Source organism: Arthrobacter sp. TMT4-20, assembly GCF_054510775.1.
The window spans coordinates 427,126-443,981 of the sequence record NZ_JBTNDW010000001.1 but is presented as its reverse complement, the minus strand read 5'-3'; the positions used below and the strand labels follow the sequence as shown (position 1 = coordinate 443,981).

18 protein-coding genes are annotated in these 16,856 nt (G+C 62.1%); 13 read left to right on the top strand and 5 right to left on the bottom strand.

The features are described from left to right. Positions 1-12 precede the first annotated feature (12 nt). Both ACX80Z_RS02015 and xseA read right to left on the bottom strand, forming a co-directional pair. Positions 13-264: an exodeoxyribonuclease VII small subunit gene (locus ACX80Z_RS02015; protein WP_019481602.1), complete on the bottom strand. Its 252-nt coding sequence runs from the start codon at positions 262-264 to the stop codon at positions 13-15. Then, positions 261-1,610, bottom strand: a complete 1,350-nt coding sequence (gene xseA / locus ACX80Z_RS02010) for an exodeoxyribonuclease VII large subunit (RefSeq protein ID WP_459314766.1) — start codon at positions 1,608-1,610, stop codon at positions 261-263. Before xseA ends, ACX80Z_RS02015 begins: the two co-directional genes overlap by 4 nt. Before the next feature lie 172 nt (positions 1,611-1,782). On the opposite strand from xseA, the gene ACX80Z_RS02005 reads away from it, so the two are divergent. After that, complete coding sequence (locus ACX80Z_RS02005) at positions 1,783-2,652, top strand: hypothetical protein (protein WP_459314765.1); 870 nt, start codon at positions 1,783-1,785, stop codon at positions 2,650-2,652. Between the two features lie 62 nt (positions 2,653-2,714). Next, a complete protein-coding gene (locus ACX80Z_RS02000; RefSeq protein ID WP_459314764.1) occupies positions 2,715-3,800 on the top strand; it encodes a 4-hydroxy-3-methylbut-2-enyl diphosphate reductase in 1,086 nt (361 codons plus the stop codon). Positions 3,801-3,808: 8 nt separating this feature from the next. Here ACX80Z_RS02000 and ACX80Z_RS01995 read toward each other — a convergent pair whose 3' ends face one another. After that, positions 3,809-5,092 (bottom strand): DNA recombination protein RmuC, encoded by a 1,284-nt coding sequence (locus ACX80Z_RS01995; protein WP_459314763.1) that lies wholly within the window; start codon positions 5,090-5,092, stop codon positions 3,809-3,811. A gap of 86 nt (positions 5,093-5,178) precedes the next feature. On the opposite strand from ACX80Z_RS01995, the gene ychF reads away from it, so the two are divergent. Continuing rightward, on the top strand, positions 5,179-6,264 hold the full coding sequence (ychF, locus tag ACX80Z_RS01990; RefSeq protein WP_459314761.1) for a redox-regulated ATPase YchF: 1,086 nt from the start codon (positions 5,179-5,181) through the stop codon (positions 6,262-6,264). 340 nt (positions 6,265-6,604) lie between these two features. On the opposite strand, the gene ACX80Z_RS01985 is transcribed toward ychF, so the two are convergent. Further along, positions 6,605-7,837: a saccharopine dehydrogenase family protein gene (locus ACX80Z_RS01985; RefSeq protein WP_459314760.1), complete on the bottom strand. Its 1,233-nt coding sequence runs from the start codon at positions 7,835-7,837 to the stop codon at positions 6,605-6,607. Positions 7,838-8,050: 213 nt separating this feature from the next. Here ACX80Z_RS01985 and ACX80Z_RS01980 point away from each other — a divergent pair, with 213 nt between their 5' ends. The 5 genes from ACX80Z_RS01980 to ACX80Z_RS01960 all read left to right on the top strand — a co-directional run bounded on the left by ACX80Z_RS01980 (position 8,051) and on the right by ACX80Z_RS01960 (position 10,066). After that, a complete protein-coding gene (locus ACX80Z_RS01980) occupies positions 8,051-8,380 on the top strand; it encodes a hypothetical protein (protein ID WP_459314759.1) in 330 nt (109 codons plus the stop codon). Beyond that, complete coding sequence (locus ACX80Z_RS01975) at positions 8,377-8,694, top strand: hypothetical protein (RefSeq protein WP_459314757.1); 318 nt, start codon at positions 8,377-8,379, stop codon at positions 8,692-8,694. The genes ACX80Z_RS01980 and ACX80Z_RS01975 overlap by 4 nt, the downstream gene beginning before the upstream one ends. A 53-nt stretch (positions 8,695-8,747) precedes the next feature. Beyond that, the gene (locus ACX80Z_RS01970; protein ID WP_459314756.1) at positions 8,748-9,122 is read left to right on the top strand and encodes a type II toxin-antitoxin system Phd/YefM family antitoxin; all 375 of its coding nucleotides are present in this window, start codon (positions 8,748-8,750) and stop codon (positions 9,120-9,122) included. Continuing rightward, positions 9,119-9,403, top strand: a complete 285-nt coding sequence (locus ACX80Z_RS01965) for a type II toxin-antitoxin system RelE family toxin (protein ID WP_116778659.1) — start codon at positions 9,119-9,121, stop codon at positions 9,401-9,403. The genes ACX80Z_RS01970 and ACX80Z_RS01965 overlap by 4 nt, the downstream gene beginning before the upstream one ends. 141 nt (positions 9,404-9,544) lie before the next feature. After that, on the top strand, positions 9,545-10,066 hold the full coding sequence (locus tag ACX80Z_RS01960) for a hypothetical protein (protein WP_459314755.1): 522 nt from the start codon (positions 9,545-9,547) through the stop codon (positions 10,064-10,066). A 133-nt stretch (positions 10,067-10,199) separates the two neighbouring features. Here the strand turns inward: ACX80Z_RS01960 and ACX80Z_RS01955 are convergent, their stop codons facing one another. Then, on the bottom strand, positions 10,200-10,859 hold the full coding sequence (locus tag ACX80Z_RS01955; RefSeq protein ID WP_459314754.1) for a biliverdin-producing heme oxygenase: 660 nt from the start codon (positions 10,857-10,859) through the stop codon (positions 10,200-10,202). Between the two features lie 199 nt (positions 10,860-11,058). Here ACX80Z_RS01955 and ACX80Z_RS01950 point away from each other — a divergent pair, with 199 nt between their 5' ends. From ACX80Z_RS01950 to ACX80Z_RS01930, 5 genes are all read left to right on the top strand, one after another. Next, complete coding sequence (locus tag ACX80Z_RS01950; protein WP_459314753.1) at positions 11,059-12,204, top strand: heme/hemin ABC transporter substrate-binding protein; 1,146 nt, start codon at positions 11,059-11,061, stop codon at positions 12,202-12,204. 71 nt (positions 12,205-12,275) lie between these two features. Further along, a complete protein-coding gene (locus tag ACX80Z_RS01945; protein WP_459314752.1) occupies positions 12,276-13,376 on the top strand; it encodes a FecCD family ABC transporter permease in 1,101 nt (366 codons plus the stop codon). Next, positions 13,373-14,263, top strand: a complete 891-nt coding sequence (locus ACX80Z_RS01940; protein ID WP_459314751.1) for a heme ABC transporter ATP-binding protein — start codon at positions 13,373-13,375, stop codon at positions 14,261-14,263. Before ACX80Z_RS01945 ends, ACX80Z_RS01940 begins: the two co-directional genes overlap by 4 nt. After that, on the top strand, positions 14,260-15,528 hold the full coding sequence (locus tag ACX80Z_RS01935) for a hypothetical protein (RefSeq protein WP_459314750.1): 1,269 nt from the start codon (positions 14,260-14,262) through the stop codon (positions 15,526-15,528). The genes ACX80Z_RS01940 and ACX80Z_RS01935 overlap by 4 nt, the downstream gene beginning before the upstream one ends. After that, positions 15,525-16,805: a hypothetical protein gene (locus ACX80Z_RS01930; protein WP_459314749.1), complete on the top strand. Its 1,281-nt coding sequence runs from the start codon at positions 15,525-15,527 to the stop codon at positions 16,803-16,805. Before ACX80Z_RS01935 ends, ACX80Z_RS01930 begins: the two co-directional genes overlap by 4 nt. Positions 16,806-16,856: the final 51 nt, after the last annotated feature.

Genomic DNA, 16,856 nt, shown 5'->3' with positions numbered 1-16,856 from the left:
CGTGGTGACTGGCTAGCCGGTTTGCTCGGCTTTGTCGCGGGCCGCCGCGAGACGTTTCTTGGCGCCCTCAAGCCAGGATTCGCAATGATCGGCTAGCGCCTCGCCTCGTTCCCATAGGGCCAGGGAACGTTCAAGGGTCACTCCGCCGGCCTCAAGCTGGCTGACGACCGAGACGAGTTGCTCGCGTGCCTGTTCGTACGACAATTTGCTGACGTCTTGATCTGCTGTCGGGTCGTTGGCAGCAGATCCGGTGGGCTGGCTCATGGGGTGTCCTCTGGATTGGTGATGTGGGGGTGGCTGGATGCGAGGGTTGAGGCGGCGAGTTCTCCGCGCGCCAGACGGATCTTGAGCAGGGACCCGGGAGAAGTCGACGCGGCATCCCGCGCGATGGACCCATCCTCAAGCTGGACCACCGCGTACCCGCGGTCGAGGGTATTCTGCGGAGAAAGTGACCGGATCTGGGAGCGAAGGTGGTGCACGCGGTCCGTGTCGCGCGAGACGGCCGACGTCACCGCGAGCCGTGCGCGCCCTCGTAACCTCTCAACGTCATCCACCCGTACCGACACCATCCCCTCAGGCTGGGCCAACACTGGCCGCGAACGGAGGTGGGTGAGCCGCTCGGTTTCCCTTGCAACGAGCGTTCCAATGGCCCGGGAGAGTTGCGCCCTAGACTGCCGGATCCGCTGGAATTCCTCAGCGACGTCGGGGACCACGCGCTTGGCTGCATCGGTGGGGGTGGACGCACGGAGATCCGCCACCTCATCAATCAGTGGTCGGTCTGCTTCATGCCCGATCGCGCTCACCACTGGAGTCCGGGCCGCTGCTACCGCCCGGACCATTTCTTCACTGCTGAACGGCAGAAGGTCTTCGAGTGAGCCGCCACCCCGGGTAATGATGATGACGTCCACAGTGGGCATGGCGTCCAATTCGGCCAGTGCCGCGGTCACCTGGCCGACGCAGCCAACCCCCTGAACCGCGACCTCCCGGATCTCGAACTCGACGGCCGGCCACCGCAGGCTGGCGTTTCGTAGTACGTCCTTCATCGCGTCCGAACCGCGCCCGGTGATCAACCCAATCCGGTGGGGGAGCAGAGGGAGGGGTTTACGGAGCCGTGCGGCGAACAGACCCTCGGCGGCGAGTGACTGCCGAAGCCGTTCAATCCGCGCCAACAGGTCACCGAGGCCCACCTGCCGGATCTGCCACGTCTGCATGGATAGGCGCCCGGTCTTCAGCCAGAAGTCAGGCTTCAGTTGGGCCACCACACGTGAACCATGTTCGAGCGGCAGGTCCAGGCGGGACAACACGTTGCTGCGGATCGTCAACGGCAGAGACACCTCGGCGTCGACATCCCGTAGCGTCACGAAACACATATTGGACCGGCGGTTCACTTCAATAATCTGCCCTTCAACCCAGGCGGCCGGAGCGCGTTCCAGATGAGCCTTCAACTTCTCGGAGAGCAGGTGAAGGGGCCAGGGCCGCTCGGCCGTTGTTTCGGCCGCGGTGGCAGGAAGAGTCGTGGGTTGAGATGGGTTTACACCAGCCAGGTCCTGGCTCTGGAGGCGCACACCGTTGGAACCGTTGCGCGGCTGCACCGCGCCGTCGTCATTCATCAGTTGACACTCCCAACGCTTGTGGCTGGAACAAGGCGTGGCGTTGCACCTTGTTCCCTTCATGTTTATCAGCTTGCGCCCCCGGCCGGGTCCACACAGACTCGGTGTGGAGGAAGAGTCCAGCTGGCCGGGGCATAATCAATACTTCTCTCACTACAAGGCAGGACAGAATATGCGGACGTTTGGTGCGGCGTTTTTCACGCTGGTAGCGCTGGTGCTGGCCGGGATTGCCTTGCCTGGTGCCTGGATCGACAGGAACTTCGTGCAGGTGGACGGTTTCGTTGAGCTGGCCGGACCGCTTGGCTCTGATCCCGAGTTTCAGGCGCAGCTAACGTCAGCCCTAGCCTCCGAAGCTACCGCAAATGCTGGACTTCCCGAGGCCCTGACCGGCATTGTTGAACCGCTCATCGCGGAGGCGGCGGGCAACGTCGTTGGCCTGCCAGGCTATCCAGCGGCATGGAATGACACGTTGCAGCGGTCGCACGAGCTGAGTTTCCCGGCCGACGCCGACGTGTTCAACGGTGTTGACTCGCCCGAACCCGTGAGGCTCGATCTCGCCCCGGTTCTCGCCCTCGCCCTTCAGGAAGTGGGGACAAGACTGGGGGTAGACGTCCCGGCTCCGGAGCAGACCCTGGTGGAAGTCGCTTCACCGGAGCGGCAAAGCACTGTGGGCCAGCTTGCGGCCGTCGCGGGGCTGTGGCCGATACTAGGTGCCGGCGCGGTGGTGAGCGCACTGAGCGCCCTTGGGCTAGCCCGACGGCGGAGCACAACCCTGGCGTTGCTGGGCCTGGGCACGGCGGCCCTCGGGGTGCTCTACTGGGCGGGGGTCCGGGCCGCGCCAGAGATTCTGGAACGGGTGCGGGCCGAGCGCGGGGCATCTGAAGGTTCCATCTCGGCCCTGTTCCAGGACGGTTTGGTAGCCCGGGCCGCGGAGGTCAGCGAGCCGCTATGTCTGGCGGTCATCGGAGTGGGAGTGGTGTTGCTCCTGGTAGGGGTAGCATCCCGGCTGATCAGCGGCGGTCGAAGAACAACCGTGGCTTAGCTCTCAGCGGATCAGGGCCAGCTGTCTCGGGTCAGAGGGCCCACAACCGTTAGCATTGAGGGATGACCAGCACAGCAGTCTCAGTGCCCATGCCCTCGGTGCCTAGGAGGCGGCGCTCGCCTGCCGAGATCGACGCCGCGCAGCCCGTCTCGGGAGGGCGCAAAGTCCTGCTCGCTGCACCGCGCGGCTACTGCGCCGGAGTGGACCGGGCCGTAATCGCCGTCGAGAAAGCTCTCGAACACTACGGCGCGCCGGTGTACGTGCGCAAACAGATTGTTCACAACCTGCACGTGGTCTCCACGCTTGAGGCCAAGGGTGCCATCTTTGTGGAAGAGAACGAGGAGGTACCCGAGGGTGCCCTGGTGGTCTTTTCCGCCCACGGCGTCTCGCCAGCAGTGATCCAATCGGCAGCAGACCGGGGGCTGCGCACCATCGACGCCACGTGCCCTCTGGTGACCAAGGTCCACAAGGAAGCGGTCCGCTTTGCGAGGGACGATTTCGACATCCTGCTGATCGGTCATGAGGGCCATGAGGAAGTAGAAGGCACCGCGGGGGAAGCCCCGGAGCACATCCAGATCGTCAACGGTCCGGAGGATGTGGACAAGGTGACGGTCCGCGACCCCGACAAGGTGATCTGGTTGTCGCAGACCACCCTTAGCGTCGATGAGACGATGCTCACCGTCAACCTGCTCAAGGAACGCATCCCCACCCTGCAGGACCCGCCGAGTGACGATATTTGCTATGCCACCTCCAACCGGCAGGCAGCGATCAAGAAGATCTCACCCAGCTCGGATCTGGTGATCGTGGTTGGTTCAGCCAATTCCTCCAACTCGGTACGCCTGGTTGAAGTGGCCCTTGAGTACGGGGCCCAGGCCTCTTACCGGGTCGATTTTGCGAACGAGGTGGACGAGAGCTGGTTCGAGGGCGTCTCAACCATTGGTGTCACATCGGGTGCGTCTGTCCCCGACAATCTGGTCCAGGATGTGTTGCGTCTCCTCGCAGACTATGGGTACGGCGACGTCGAGGAAGTGGTCACGGCCGAGGAGGACATCATTTTCTCGTTGCCCAAGGAAATCCGCGCCACCCTCAAGGCGATGGGGGATTCCACCAGCGGCATCGGTGGCAGGGGACCCCGGCCCAAGCGCTGAGGCCAGTCCTACGCGCTGCGGCGGTCGCCGTCGTTCCCTGACGCGTTATCCTCAAGCAGCTCGGGTGCGCTCAGGAGCCGTGGTGTTGACTCCACCGCTGGTACCCGGAGCGTGCTGGACGGCTGCGCCGGATCGGTCGACGAGCCGTCCAGGGAAGCGGAATCGAAGTCGTTGATGCGGCGGGCCGTTGGCAAGACCCGTGACTCAAGGGTCCCCACAAACGAGTTGTATTTCTCCACCGACGATTTCAGTGAATTGCCGAGCCTGGTCACGTGCTCTCCCATGGTGCCTAGCCGGTCATAGAGCTGCCGGGACAGGTCAAACAGCTCTTTGGCATTTTCGGTCAGGACATCCTGCCGCCAGCTGTACGCCGCACCTTTCAAAATGGCCAGAAGCGAAACCGGTGAGGCTAGTGCCACGTTGCGGGTGAAGGCGTAATCGAGAAGGCCGGGATCTGCGCGCAGCGCCGATGAAAGCACCGACTCTACGGGGATGAAACACACCACCAACTCCGGCGTGTTCTCCACGCCCTGCCAGTACCGCTTTCGTGCCAAGGCATCAATGTGTGCCCGCAGCGCTTTGGCATGCTGCTGCAGCAGGATCTCGCGCTGGCTGGCCGACTGGCCGTCTCCACCGTCGGATCCCTCGGGCAACTCCTGGGCGTCAAGGAACGCAGCCAGTGGCACCTTCGCATCCACTACCAGCTGTTTACCACCGGGCAGCTGAACGATCATGTCGGGCCTGGCTGAGGTGTCTTTGGCGCCAGCGCTGAGTGTGATGGTTGCCTGCTCCAGGAAGTCGACGCGGGGCAGCATTCCTGCCGCCTCGACCACCCGTCGAAGCTGTACCTCCCCCCACTGGCCGCGGGCGCTGTTGCTCCGCAGTGCAGCCGTCAGCGAATGCGTGGTGGATAGGAGTTGCGCGTCCGAGTGCCGTGCCTCCCTGAGTTGTTCGGCGAGTTGCCCGAACTGCTCCACCCTGTCGCGTTCGAGGATCCCCACCTGAGACTGGAGATGAGTCAGCTTGTCGGCCACCGGCGCCAGCGCACGCAAGACCGACTGATCACTGACTGACCGGGAGGTGAGCTCACGGTTTTGGGCGACCAGCATCCGGTTTTCCGCTGTTGCAGTAGCCAACGCGGCGTTGGTGCCCCCCAGACGCTCGCCGACGTCGTCGAGCTCCTCTGCCAAACGCTGCACCTTGAGCCGTGCCGCCCAGGCGACACCCACCGCCCCGAGAATTGCGCCGATGAGCACCGACAATACGATCAAAACCACAATGAATCCGTCCATGCCACCACCATCTCAGTCAGCACCGACATTCTGGTTCACCCGCCACGGCGCGGTGAAAGCTGGGGCAAACGGTAGACTCTATTCCCGTGGCTCTTACTATTGGCATCGTCGGACTGCCCAACGTCGGCAAATCAACCCTATTCAACGCGCTCACCCGCAACAATGTGCTTGCTGCGAACTACCCGTTCGCGACCATCGAGCCGAACGTCGGGGTGGTGAGCCTGCCTGACGCACGGCTTGGCAAACTGGCCGAAATCTTCGGGTCGCAGCGCATTCTGCCAGCCACAGTTTCTTTCGTTGACATCGCAGGGATCGTCAAGGGCGCGTCGGAGGGTGAGGGACTGGGAAACCAGTTCCTGGCCAACATCCGTGAGGCCGAGGCTATTGCTCAGGTAATCCGTGTGTTTGACGACCCCGATGTGATTCACGTTGACGGCAAGGTCGATGCTCGTTCCGACATGGAGACAATCAATACCGAGCTGATCCTTGCTGACCTCCAAACCCTTGAGAAAGCCATTCCCAGGGTTGAGAAGGAAGTCAAGATCAAGAAGCGGGAACCGGCGCAGCTCGCAGCCATGGTTGCCGCGCAATCGGTGCTGGAACGTGGCGACACCATTTTCGCCTCGGTCGCCAAACACAAGCTGGAGATGGAACATCTTCGCGAACTGAGCTTGCTTACCGCCAAGCCCTTTATCTACGTCTTCAACGCCGACGATTCTGTCCTAGGGAACGAGGAACGCGAGGCCGAGCTCCGCGAACTCGTGGCGCCCGCCGACTGCATCTTCCTCGATGCCAAGCTCGAGTCAGATTTGGTCGAGCTGGACGAGGAAGAGGCTCGCGAAATGCTCGAGATGAACGGTCAGAGCGAGTCCGGTCTTGACCAGCTGGCACACGTGGGCTTCCACACCCTCGGCCTCCAGACCTATCTAACGGCCGGCCCCAAGGAAACCAGGGCGTGGACCATCACCAAGGGCGCGACCGCTCCCGAAGCTGCGGGAGTCATTCACACCGACTTCCAACGCGGCTTCATCAAGGCAGAGGTGGTCTCCTTCGATGATCTGGTGGACGCCGGATCGATGGCTGAGGCCAAGTCCCGTGGCAAGGTCCGTATTGAGGGCAAGGAATACGTTATGGCCGACGGCGACGTCGTGGAGTTCCGTTTCAACGTTTAGTATTCGCCTCTCACCACGGACCAAGTCGCTTCAGGGGGGACCCGGGCTACGGGTCCGAATAGGGAGCTACCGCATCCTCTACTCCGTCGACGACGTCCTTGTCGTTGCCGTGATCACATGTCTCTAAGACTCAGGCTCAGCTCGATTCCACCGATCAACTATCTTTCAGTCCGAAATGACGCGGCCGGGTCAGTAACCTGGCGAGGCACTTTGTATTTATGAATAAGACGTTGTAAAGCCGCTTATCTGCCTGCGGACATGGCTTCTGCCTTCCGTCCTGCGAAGTAGGCCTCTCACTCCTCTTTGGACATTGAGCACGACCAGTGCACCACTTCCTGCGTCAGGTGAGGGAAATGACCTCGTAGGTATGGCCTGCGGCGCGCAGCCGCTCAACCAGGACGTCGCCGAAGGCGGTCGCCGGGGTCAGCGATCCTGCGGCGGGCGGCAGACGGTCGCCGTCCAAGGCAAGTAAGAGCGCTGCCTCCCCGGCCATCACGGCGGTGGCAGCGTATCCCGGGTCGCCGGGCCCGGCTGCGACGGCCCGGTACCGCCGGCCGCTCTCCGTGGAAGCAGTCACCTGAGAATGGAACCAACCTGAGCGCCGCGCGGCCTCGCTCGGGCCCGCACCAGGCGACGGAAGGACGCGGTCCAGTAGTTTCCTCGTGAAAGGTAGGGCCAGTGCGGCTCCGAACAGCCGTATGCCAAGCGCCGTCGCTCCGGCGATGACGGCGCCGACGGGCCCTCGCCCCATACCCATCACTTCGCCGTACCGCAGGGACCTACCGTAGGCCCAACCCTGCAGGGCATTGCTGCGACGTACGATCCGCGTGTTCGCCGACGCCATGATGAAGGGCGCGGCCCACAGGCCGTCCTCCGACCGGCCGACCCACCCCAGATCCGGCGGCTGCCGGTTCGAGGTCTCCGCCGTCCGGTCCGGACTGAGGCAGTAGGGATCACCCGCGAGCGATCGCAGCACAGGGTCCGCCCGCATACCGTCGAGCTGCCCACGCATGGAGTCGATGGTGCCGCCGCTAAAGCCGCCCTTCGCCCTGGCGACGAGCTGCACCTCGGTCAGTCCCCCCGCACCATCGGCCTCCGCGGCCTGGTGCAGGAGGAGCACCGCGAGGTCGGACGGGACGGAGTCGTAGCCGCACGCATGGACGATCCGTGCACCTGTAGTCCTTGCCAGGGCGTCCCAACGGTCGATGGCTTCACGGACGAAGGACACCTCGCCCGTCAGGTCCCCGTAGTGGGTGCCGGCGCGGGCACACGCCTCGACAACCGGCAGCCCGTACTTCGCGTAGGGACCCACCGTGGTGAAGATAACTCTGGTACTCGCTGCAAGCGCCGCGAGCGAGTCAGGGCGCCCCGAATCCGCCTCAATGAGGGACCAGTCCTGTGCGGCGACAGGCAACCTGGACCGTACGGCCTCGAGCTTCACCCTCGACCTCCCCGCGAGTCCCACGCGCAGGTCCGGTGGAGCGTGGTCCGCAAGATATCCGGCGATCAATTCACCGACAAAGCCGGTCGCACCGAAGAGGACGATGTCGTGATCGCGCGCTGGGGCCTCCATGCCAGCAGTCTTCCACAGCAGAGGCCGAACCGGCACCGGGAAGCGACTTCCTCCTGTAGCTGAAGCGCCCCGTCACCCCGAAACCAGATCATAGATCGTCACTGAATCCCGAGGGGCGACGCCCTGACCAGCAGGAGGGAGCATGGGCGGGCCTTCACCTTGCCTGGTAGCTCTGCCGCCGACGGGGACTTTTGGCCCTGTCCGGTGAAGCGGATGCAAGAGACCCTGTTGTCTCCGGACCGCGTCGGATCATCGAACGCCATAAAAAGCGTTCTTCGACGCGGAAGCGAGGAGGCAGATCAACATGCGGGCGAAATCGCCATTGGACTGCTGATTTTCAGTCGCGGCCGATCCGTCAAAGTGGGTCTGGCCGGTGCCATCGTCTTCTTGAATGCTGATACACCGTTGGGAATCTGGACGCTGCCCAATCTTGTGCTTGCTGGTGGCCTGACATGGCTGCTGAAGGAGGAGTACCCGACGAGCGTGTGGCATTCACTTCGTTCACCCTCGCATCGCAAAGTCATTCAAGGAACAGTTTCGTGAAGCTGGCGAAGGAGGAGCTCACCGTTGCCCTTGAGGATATCGGGGGCACGTCATGGTGGGCGAGCATCCTGACAACGCTCGGGTCCCAATACGGAAGCACTCATCTGCGGTTCGTGGGTCAAGTCGACGGAAAGACTCGTTACAAGAGCTCGACGTTTCCTTCAGCAAGATCGGTCCCCCCGGTGTCACCACAGGAGAGCTGGTCCCCGGGAATGGACGCAGCACTGGCAGAACTGAAGCGGGACCTGGCAAGGGACGGCTGGAAACAAGTCTCAGGGGACCAGGACCCCAGCTCCCTCCGATACGAGCGTTAATGACATGTCATCCCGCGGATGATTAGAAAAGGGGTCGACGGCGCGCTCGTGCAGTGAACGATTGCGCGGATTGCCAAGACTCGCCCCGGACAAGGACGCCCGGTGAAATATTTGCAGGACAGCGTGAGCATCTCCCTCAGGCCTGGGAAGGGACGATATCCGCGCGTTGGAATGACGGTTCTAACCGCGGCAGCGTCGCAGATGCGCGCAACCATCTTTCCGACGTCATTGCCCGTTCGAAGAGCGAAGCTGTGTTCATCGAGCGTCGCGGTCAGCGCGCCGCCGTGATCGTTAGCCCCGAGCAGTATGAGCGGATGCTGGATGCGCTCGAAGATGCCGAAGATGTTGTTGCGTTCGACGAGGCAATAGCTGAGGAAGGCCCCAATATTCCCTGGGCTCAGGTAAAGGCAGATTTAGGCTGGACGTGAGCTACCAAATCGAGCTGCGCCCTGCTGCAGTTCGTGCTTTGAGGCGCATCGATCATCAGGATCGCGACCGCATTCGTGGGGCGATTGCGCTTCTTGGGGAGGATCCGCGGCCGCCAGTGGCCAAGTCGCTTCAGGGGCGGCCTGGGCTCCGGGTGAGGGTAGGGAACTACCGCATCATTTACACCGTCGACGACAACGTTCTTGTCGTTGCCGTGATCACGGTCGGCCACCGCCGCGACGTCTACGGTCCCCGAGCGCAGCAAGTGGATCCTCTTCTGTGATTGTCGCGTGGGGGATCGAGATCTCTTATTCCGTGTCGGAATGTCGCACCGTTACCGTACAGGACTGCCCAAGGGGTGGGGTTATCCACATATAGCCAATGCCAGCGAGTGAAAGTGTCTTGATGGGCTCAGAATCGTCGTATGGGTATTAGATACTACGCATACGCGTTCGATAGCGAGCAGACCGAGAGGGCGCTCAGCGACCCACTCACCGTGATCGGATCCGACCCGCTCGCAGACGTTCTGGGCCTCGAAGAGGGCTTCACGCAGGGTTCCACAGATTTTCGGCGATCCGTCCCCGAGCGCGACCTTCTTTACCTTGATAAGGCGTGGTCGTGTCTGCAGCGGCTCACCGCTCCTCCCGTTGCAGGTGATAGAGCGAGACCGGCCTATCGAATGTTTGAAGGACACGTGACCTACCTCGACAATGGTTTCACCTGGCGCCCATGGCTGCGCGCCATCCCACCGGACGAGGTTGAACTAGTCGCCCGGGATGTGGAGATGATTGGCGACCACGACATCGAAGCGGGTTTGGAGGGGGTCCACTCGTCCCAGAGGCTGGAGTCCGAGGTTGCCTATGCAACCGAGTTCCTTCATCGAGCCAGAAACTTCGTCCAGGCTGTGGCATCGGAGGGGCGTGGATTCGCCTACATGATTGGATGATGAAACTCCACCCCATAAGCCGTCGGCATGGTCAACATCCTTCCACGAGCTCAGCTCGCTAGGTCAGAGAGTCAAGCAAGCCGGGGGCAGTCTCGATCGAGCCGGTACGGTTCCCGATGAGTCCTGGTGTAGTTCAGTGCGCAACTGTGGCTAAATGGTCATTCATCAGATCGACGAAGACCTTCGTATTGGTCTCAAAGGCGGCGGTCGCATAGTGCAGGATCTGCGACTTCTCCTCAGACGAGAAGTGGGTCCTATCCAGCCGAGTTCGATAGGCATCTTTGTAGATTTTCAGCTTGCCGATGCCATCGAAATTGTAAAAGTTCAACCCGTCAGGTGTGAGCCCATAGTGACGTTGCACCAGGGTCGAGATGATCTGTCCGCCTGATAAATCTCCGAGATACCGCACATAATGATGCGCCACGAGGTAGGTGACGGAGTGTGGACCGACAGTGCTCAATTCTTGCGCGTAAGCAAGCGCACCCTGGGTGACTCGAAGCTCACCGGATGCCAGTCGCGCTTTCCACTCTGGTCCGAAATGGGCCTGCATGTCGGTCTCCAGGGCGGGCACCCGCAGCAAAGCCGGATCGGCGAGGGAGGTCAATCGTGGATCTGGGTTGACATCGATGGCCGTTTCAAGGGCCCGATAGATGACCAGACTCTGCAACAGGAGCTGTGCAACCTGTTGTCCGTCCAATCGTCCGTCCAGTAATTCGGTGACAAAGCCGGCGTCCTCGGCCTTCCTGTGGGACTCCGCCGTATGAGATTTGAGGTCGTAGGAAAGGGTAGTCATGTATGTCCAGCTCTCGACTCAGAGGGAAAAGTTCAGGTGTCACGAGACAGCCTGTCACACAAAAATCAATTAGGTAAGAGATTTGTGACCTAACTCGTGAACTTAATGTTAGGTTTACCTTACCTCGAGATTCGATCGCTCGAACCGGGGTCATTCAGACACTCAGACGGCCCTCAGCGGCAGATCTATGGGAGCAAAAATGCGTCATCAGCCGTACTATCGGCGCGCCCGAAATTGGGCACATAGCCCAACCCTGGCCGGGTTCAGGCTGTTGGCTGCGATCCTCGCGGTCACTGTGCTGGTCTCTGGTTGTGGAGCCGACATTGAAGAAGCTTCGGGTCAAACTGGCCGCGCCTTCGAAGACGCTGTGGTGCTGGAGGATCCCAAATCGCACCAGGGACCTTCGACAGCACTCCTGAGCGATCCTGCCCTTGTCCCTCTCAGTAACCCTCAGGATGAGATCCTCCCGGCAACGATCATCGACAGCCAGGGTATTGAGGTTACGATCCATGACACGAGCCGAATCCTGGCGGTCGACCTCTACGGGACCACTGCCCGGACGGTCTTCGAACTCGGGCTGGGTGACAACGTGGTGGGCCGTGACGTGAGCTCCAGCTTCCCGGAGATCGCCGACCTGCCGTTGGTTACCCAGAACGGCCACGAGCTCAACGCTGAAGCCATCCTTCAGCTCGCACCGACAGTCATTATTACCGACTCCAGTCTTGGCCCATGGAATGCGGTGTTGCAGATGCGCGACGCCGGTATCCCCGTAGTCGTCGTCGATTCGCACCGCTCCATGGAGAACGTCGGTCCACTCATCGAGCAGGTCGCTGCAGCTCTCGGGGTTCCCGATGACGGAGCCAGGCTGGCGAATAAGACAAACGCCGACATAGCTGACATGACCGCTGCCATTGCTGAGATCACCCCGGCTGAAGGGGAGAAGCTCCGGATGGTGTTCCTCTACGTTCGTGGGCAATCGGGTATCTATTACCTTTTCGGCCCAGGATCGGGAACCGACTCTCTCATCAGCTCGCTCGGGGGAGTGGATGTGGCCGCCGAAATTGGTTGGGAAGGCATGCAGCCCATGACCGATGAGGCTTTGGTGGCTGCACAACCCGATGTAGTGCTGGTGATGACCAAGGGGCTCGAATCCGTGGACGGGGTGGATGGCCTACTGGTTAGTGTTCCGTCACTCGCGCAGACCCCGGCTGGGCAGAATCGCCGGATCGTTGACATGGCTGACAACGATGTTCTCAGTTTTGGGCCAAAGACCGCGAGCGTGCTGGAGGCTCTCTCCGTCGCGATCTATGCACCCGACACCGCCGCGGTTGTGGAGACACCTTGAGGGAATCGACGCGGTCATCGCCAATGCACCTTCTCTCGAATCGTGACTCCGGATTACCGCTCCCTCTCCCCATGCTCACCTCAAATCAAAGGGTGTCACCGCACCTGGGTCCCAGAGTTTCGTTGCCTGTGCGCGCCGGGTTCACACGCTCCGGGCTACTCTTCGGCGTCCTCGCGGCCAGCCTCGTCACGCTGACATTCGTCTCTGCAGGACTTGGCCAAATGAACATCAGCCCTGGCGAGGTGGCAGGCTCGGTGCTTCACCGACTAGGCCTAACCTGGGGCCCACTCCCGGCCCAGGACTATGCGGATTCCGCGCTATGGGCGATCCGGTTTCCACGGGTTGTGCTGGCGGTGACTATCGGTGCCGCGTTAGCCACCGCCGGCGTTTTGATGCAGGGTGTCTTTAGCAACCCACTGGCTGAGCCAGGGGTGGTGGGCGTTTCGTCTGGTGCAGCCGCCGGTGCGTGCATCGCCATTGTTTTTGGCTTGGATGCCTTCGGCCCCTGGACTCTAGTCGCTGCGGCCTTTATGGGTGGGCTTGCTGCGACGGCGCTCGTGTACGCGACGGCCAGGCAGGGAGGCCGGACAGAGGTGGTGACCCTTGTCCTCACCGGAATAGCTGTCAACGCGGTGGGCGGCGCCATTATCGCGTTCATGACCTTCCTCGGTGACGCGGCAGCTCGGGAACAGATTATCTTCTGGCAGCTTGGCAGCTTGAACGGCACGCGCTGGGAGCATGTGGCGATAGTGGGACCGATTACGGTCATCGGAATTGCCCTCGCTATCCTGTTCACCCGAAAGCTGGATCTCCTGTCCCTTGGCGAAAAGCCTGCGCATCATCTTGGACTCAACGTTGAGCGGCTTCGCATCCAGGTGATCGTCCTGGTGGCAATCCTCACCAGCGCGGCTGTTGCTTTTGCAGGAATCATTGCGTTTGTGGGGCTGGTGGTGCCCCACATCATTCGGTTGATGGTGGGGCCCGGGCACCGGATTTTGCTGCCGGCAAGTGCGCTCGGAGGAGCTCTCCTACTGCTGATCGCCGACACCTCGGCGCGAACCATGGTGCCGTACGCAGACCTACCTATCGGCATGCTCACCTCCCTTGTGGGGGGACCGTTCTTCTTCTGGTTGATCCGCCGGACCCGCCGCGGCGCGGGAGGATGGTCATGACCTCGGTCGACGGGAAGCCTACGAGTGGACGGCACTCTTCGCCGAGCGGTGCCTCGGTGCTGGTGTCGGACGACGTCGCACCAGTGGTTCTTGCCGCGCACGACATCAGTGTCACCGTCGAGGGAACGCGCATCCTGTCCGGGGTGAATCTGGAAGTTCACCGCGGGGAGGTGGTGGCACTCGTTGGACCCAACGGCGCCGGAAAGTCCACGCTGCTCGCCGCGTTATCCGGCGACGAGGACTGCAGCGGCGGGCAAATAGAGATTCACGGGGTCCCGCTCGGCACTATCCCCGTTGCCCACCTTGCCCGGCGGAGAGCAGTCCAGCTGCAGGAAGCCCGCGTTTCCTTTGCCTTTACGGTGACCGAGGTGGTCAGCATGGGGCGGGCGCCGTGGCGCAACACCGAGCACGACGCCGCGGACGACGCCGCCATCGAATCGTCAATTGAGCTCACTCAGGTCTCCCACCTGGCCGATCGCCGTTTCCCCACTCTCTCCGGTGGGGAAATGGCTCGCACCTCCTTCGCCCGTGCACTGGCTCAGGAGACTGCGATCCTTTTGCTCGACGAGCCGACCGCCGCAATGGACATCCGCTACCAGGAACTTGTGCTTTCCGAGGTTCGGCGGAGAGCGGAAGCCGGCGCCGCCGTCGTCGTCGTGCTCCATGACCTTTCGCTGGCTGCGGCTTACGCCGATCGGATTGTGCTCCTCAAGGACGGCACGGTCCGTTCATCCGGAAGCCCGCACATCGTTCTGACAGCTGATCTCCTCGAAGAGGTCTATCAGCATCCCGTCATTGTGCTCGACCACCCTTCCGCTGGAGGCCTGGTGGTGCTGCCCGCCCGCAGCCACACGAACAACCGAACCGAAACTCAGGAACCATCATGAATCAGCTCTCCACGCGACGCGGACGACCGTTCGGCGTCATTGCTCTCGCCCTGGGCGTCCTCATCCTCCCTGTAGGGCAGCTGGCAGCAGACGCGCCCGCCTATGCCGCAGGTCAGGTCACAGTCGAATCCCCATTGGGGGGATCCGAGGTAGCCGCCGATGCGCCTACCTCGGTGCGGCTCTCGGGCAATGGATTTCAGTCGATTCAGGGCGGGTTTGGGGGAATCTATATCTTTTTCGGTTGGGTGAAGGATGGCGCCTGGCAGCCGAGCGCTGGCGGCCAGACCGGTACCGACCTGTTGTATGTCCCGGACAGCGAGACCAAGGAAAACCAGGGGTATCAGCGGTTTGTGACGTTTCCCGGCTCCGGGACATCAGCTGCGGCAAACGGTGGAGAAGTGTCCGTCGACGGGACGTGGGCGGTCGACCTGACCATTCCAGGCGCCACGTTTACGGCCCAGGACCGAACAGGGGCTAGCAAGGTGGTTGACTGCCGTACGGTGACGTGCGGAATCATCACCATCGGAGCGCACGGTGTAGTCAACCCCGTCAACGAGTCGTTCACACCCATTAGTTTTGTCGGCGAGGATCCCAAAGTGGATACCGGCGGGGATAGCCCAGCGGAGGCAGGGCCCGAGTCAATCGGCGGACCCGCGGCTGACTCCCTTCCGGAAGGTCCGGCAGCAGACGACGACGAAACGGTCGCGCCGGGCGCGGCGAGTACAGCATCTTTGGGCGTCGGGAACGAGACGATCCTGGCTGGCCGAGTACTCACCTTCAATGCCAGGGGATTCATGCCGGGTGAGCAGGTCAACGCGAGTGTGAGCGCCGGCCTCCTCGGCGCAGGTCCGTTACAGGCTGGAGAACACGGAGAGGTTGCCGGTGCAGTCCAGTTGCCGGCAGACATGCGCCCTGGTACTCACACCATCAAGGTCTCCGCTGCAGCATCAGGTGCAGTTGCCCAGACGGAGTTTTCAGTAGTGGCCGACGCCGCTCAGCTTGCCGTGCAGGGGGAAGCTGTCCAGGAGGACGGCACCTGGTACTGGCCGCTTATCGCCGCCCTGATCACGGGCGGGCTGCTATTCCTAGTACTTCTCACCTCCCTCCTGACCGCTCTGTTCCGGCGAAAAGCGGTCCGGGCCGTCAAAGCTGAAACTGACGCTGAAATTGCAGAGGATGCCTTTCGGACCGAAGGTCCGTTGAGCCGAAGCCATATCAAGCCAGCAACGCTCAAAGCGCAGCCAACTGAGGGAGGCGTGCTGTGATTCGTACGCTCCGGCGCATCGCTGGCATCGTCACGGTTGCAGCCCTCGGTTTGGGGCTTTCTGCCGGCGGGGCTCACGCTGAGGACGTCAATATCTCCGTCATCATTCCGGACTCTGGCCCGCAAGCCACCAGCAACGGTCAGCTCAGATGGGCTATCAATACTGAAGCCGGTAGCGGCGCCTTCTTCGGAGGCTGCAATTTTCTGTCCGCTGGCGTCCCCGGTGATACGGGTAGTTCCCGGCTCTGGAGTGCAGACGACGGTTTCTACCGCGCTCAGGACGGAAACGTCAGCATCCAAAAGCCTGATAGCGCCGGCGGCTGGAAGCGGGCCAGCTGGGCGACCAAGTGTCTGGACCCCACCGGCCGCGCGGTAGGCACCGCACCCTCCGAACAGGGCACCGGTGCGCAGCTGGTCATGGATGAGGGAGTTGGAGCCGTTGATCTTGTCGAAGGCACGGCAGAACTGCAGTGGCAAGGAACGTTCAGCGTTGTCTTCTACGGCGGCCTCACCTATTGGTGGGCCACAGACCCCCAACTCAGTGTCGTGGATGGCGAAGGGACCCTCAGCGCAACACTGTCGGGCTACGGGTCAGACATGAACGACACCTCCAAGTGGACGGAGCTGTCCCCCACGAGGGTTGTACTCGCTACGCTCTCGGACGTGGAACTAGGGGCTACCGGGATTTCGGTTCTACCTGACTACCGTGGCATCGAGATAGTCCCCCGCGGCGGCGGGACGGCGCAGGTACGCGAAGGCGAACACTGGGGCGGGTTTCCCCAGAGCTTCGTCGACTTCCAGGGTGAGACCGGTCAGCAGGCGTACTGGTACTCCTCCGGCGGGGTACGGGACAACGTGAAACCGGCGGCGCCGCTCTACATCAGCTACGACGCGAACAAACCGGTACCGGTAGTAATCCCTGAAGAGACTGCTTTCTCTGCCACTACAGGATCGGCTGTCGAGGCGCCGTCGGCCGGTTCGTCCAGCGACACGCGAGGGCCAGCCGCTGCTGTGCCGCAACCTGCCGTGCCCTTCTCAGGGGCCCCAGCAGGCATGGCACAGGACCTTGCTAATTCAGTTCAGGCTGCCGTCCAGCTCATGGGGACCTGGTTGGGTACCGGCCTGATTCCCGCACCCCTCGCTCGGGCGTTAGCTGATCATCGAGATGCCTTCCTTTGGGCGCTTTCCGCACTGTTTGTCCTCGCGGCGGCCACCTTCATCGGCTTCCGCCGCGGCTGGCTAGTCCTGCCCGGCACCCGAAAAACTCCCACCGCCTAGAGCCGTGGGGCACCAAAACGCATCACCTCGATGCATTATCACTGTCACCTA

Excerpts from the sequence above, each read along its gene's own strand:
- ACX80Z_RS01955 (WP_459314754.1), bottom strand. The coding sequence starts at position 10,859 with ATGACTACCCTTTCCTACGACCTCAAATCTCATACGGCGGAGTCCCAC.
- ACX80Z_RS02000 (WP_459314764.1), top strand. The coding sequence starts at position 2,715 with ATGACCAGCACAGCAGTCTCAGTGCCCATGCCCTCGGTGCCTAGGAGG.
- ACX80Z_RS01945 (WP_459314752.1), top strand. The coding sequence starts at position 12,276 with ATGCTCACCTCAAATCAAAGGGTGTCACCGCACCTGGGTCCCAGAGTT.
- ACX80Z_RS01960 (WP_459314755.1), top strand. The coding sequence starts at position 9,545 with ATGGGTATTAGATACTACGCATACGCGTTCGATAGCGAGCAGACCGAG.
- ACX80Z_RS02005 (WP_459314765.1), top strand. The coding sequence starts at position 1,783 with ATGCGGACGTTTGGTGCGGCGTTTTTCACGCTGGTAGCGCTGGTGCTG.
- ACX80Z_RS01985 (WP_459314760.1), bottom strand. The coding sequence starts at position 7,837 with ATGGAGGCCCCAGCGCGCGATCACGACATCGTCCTCTTCGGTGCGACC.
- ACX80Z_RS02015 (WP_019481602.1), bottom strand. The coding sequence starts at position 264 with ATGAGCCAGCCCACCGGATCTGCTGCCAACGACCCGACAGCAGATCAA.
- ACX80Z_RS01980 (WP_459314759.1), top strand. The coding sequence starts at position 8,051 with ATGCAAGAGACCCTGTTGTCTCCGGACCGCGTCGGATCATCGAACGCC.
- ACX80Z_RS01935 (WP_459314750.1), top strand. The coding sequence starts at position 14,260 with ATGAATCAGCTCTCCACGCGACGCGGACGACCGTTCGGCGTCATTGCT.
- ACX80Z_RS01995 (WP_459314763.1), bottom strand. The coding sequence starts at position 5,092 with ATGGACGGATTCATTGTGGTTTTGATCGTATTGTCGGTGCTCATCGGC.
- xseA (WP_459314766.1), bottom strand. The coding sequence starts at position 1,610 with ATGAATGACGACGGCGCGGTGCAGCCGCGCAACGGTTCCAACGGTGTG.
- ACX80Z_RS01950 (WP_459314753.1), top strand. The coding sequence starts at position 11,059 with ATGCGTCATCAGCCGTACTATCGGCGCGCCCGAAATTGGGCACATAGC.
- ACX80Z_RS01940 (WP_459314751.1), top strand. The coding sequence starts at position 13,373 with ATGACCTCGGTCGACGGGAAGCCTACGAGTGGACGGCACTCTTCGCCG.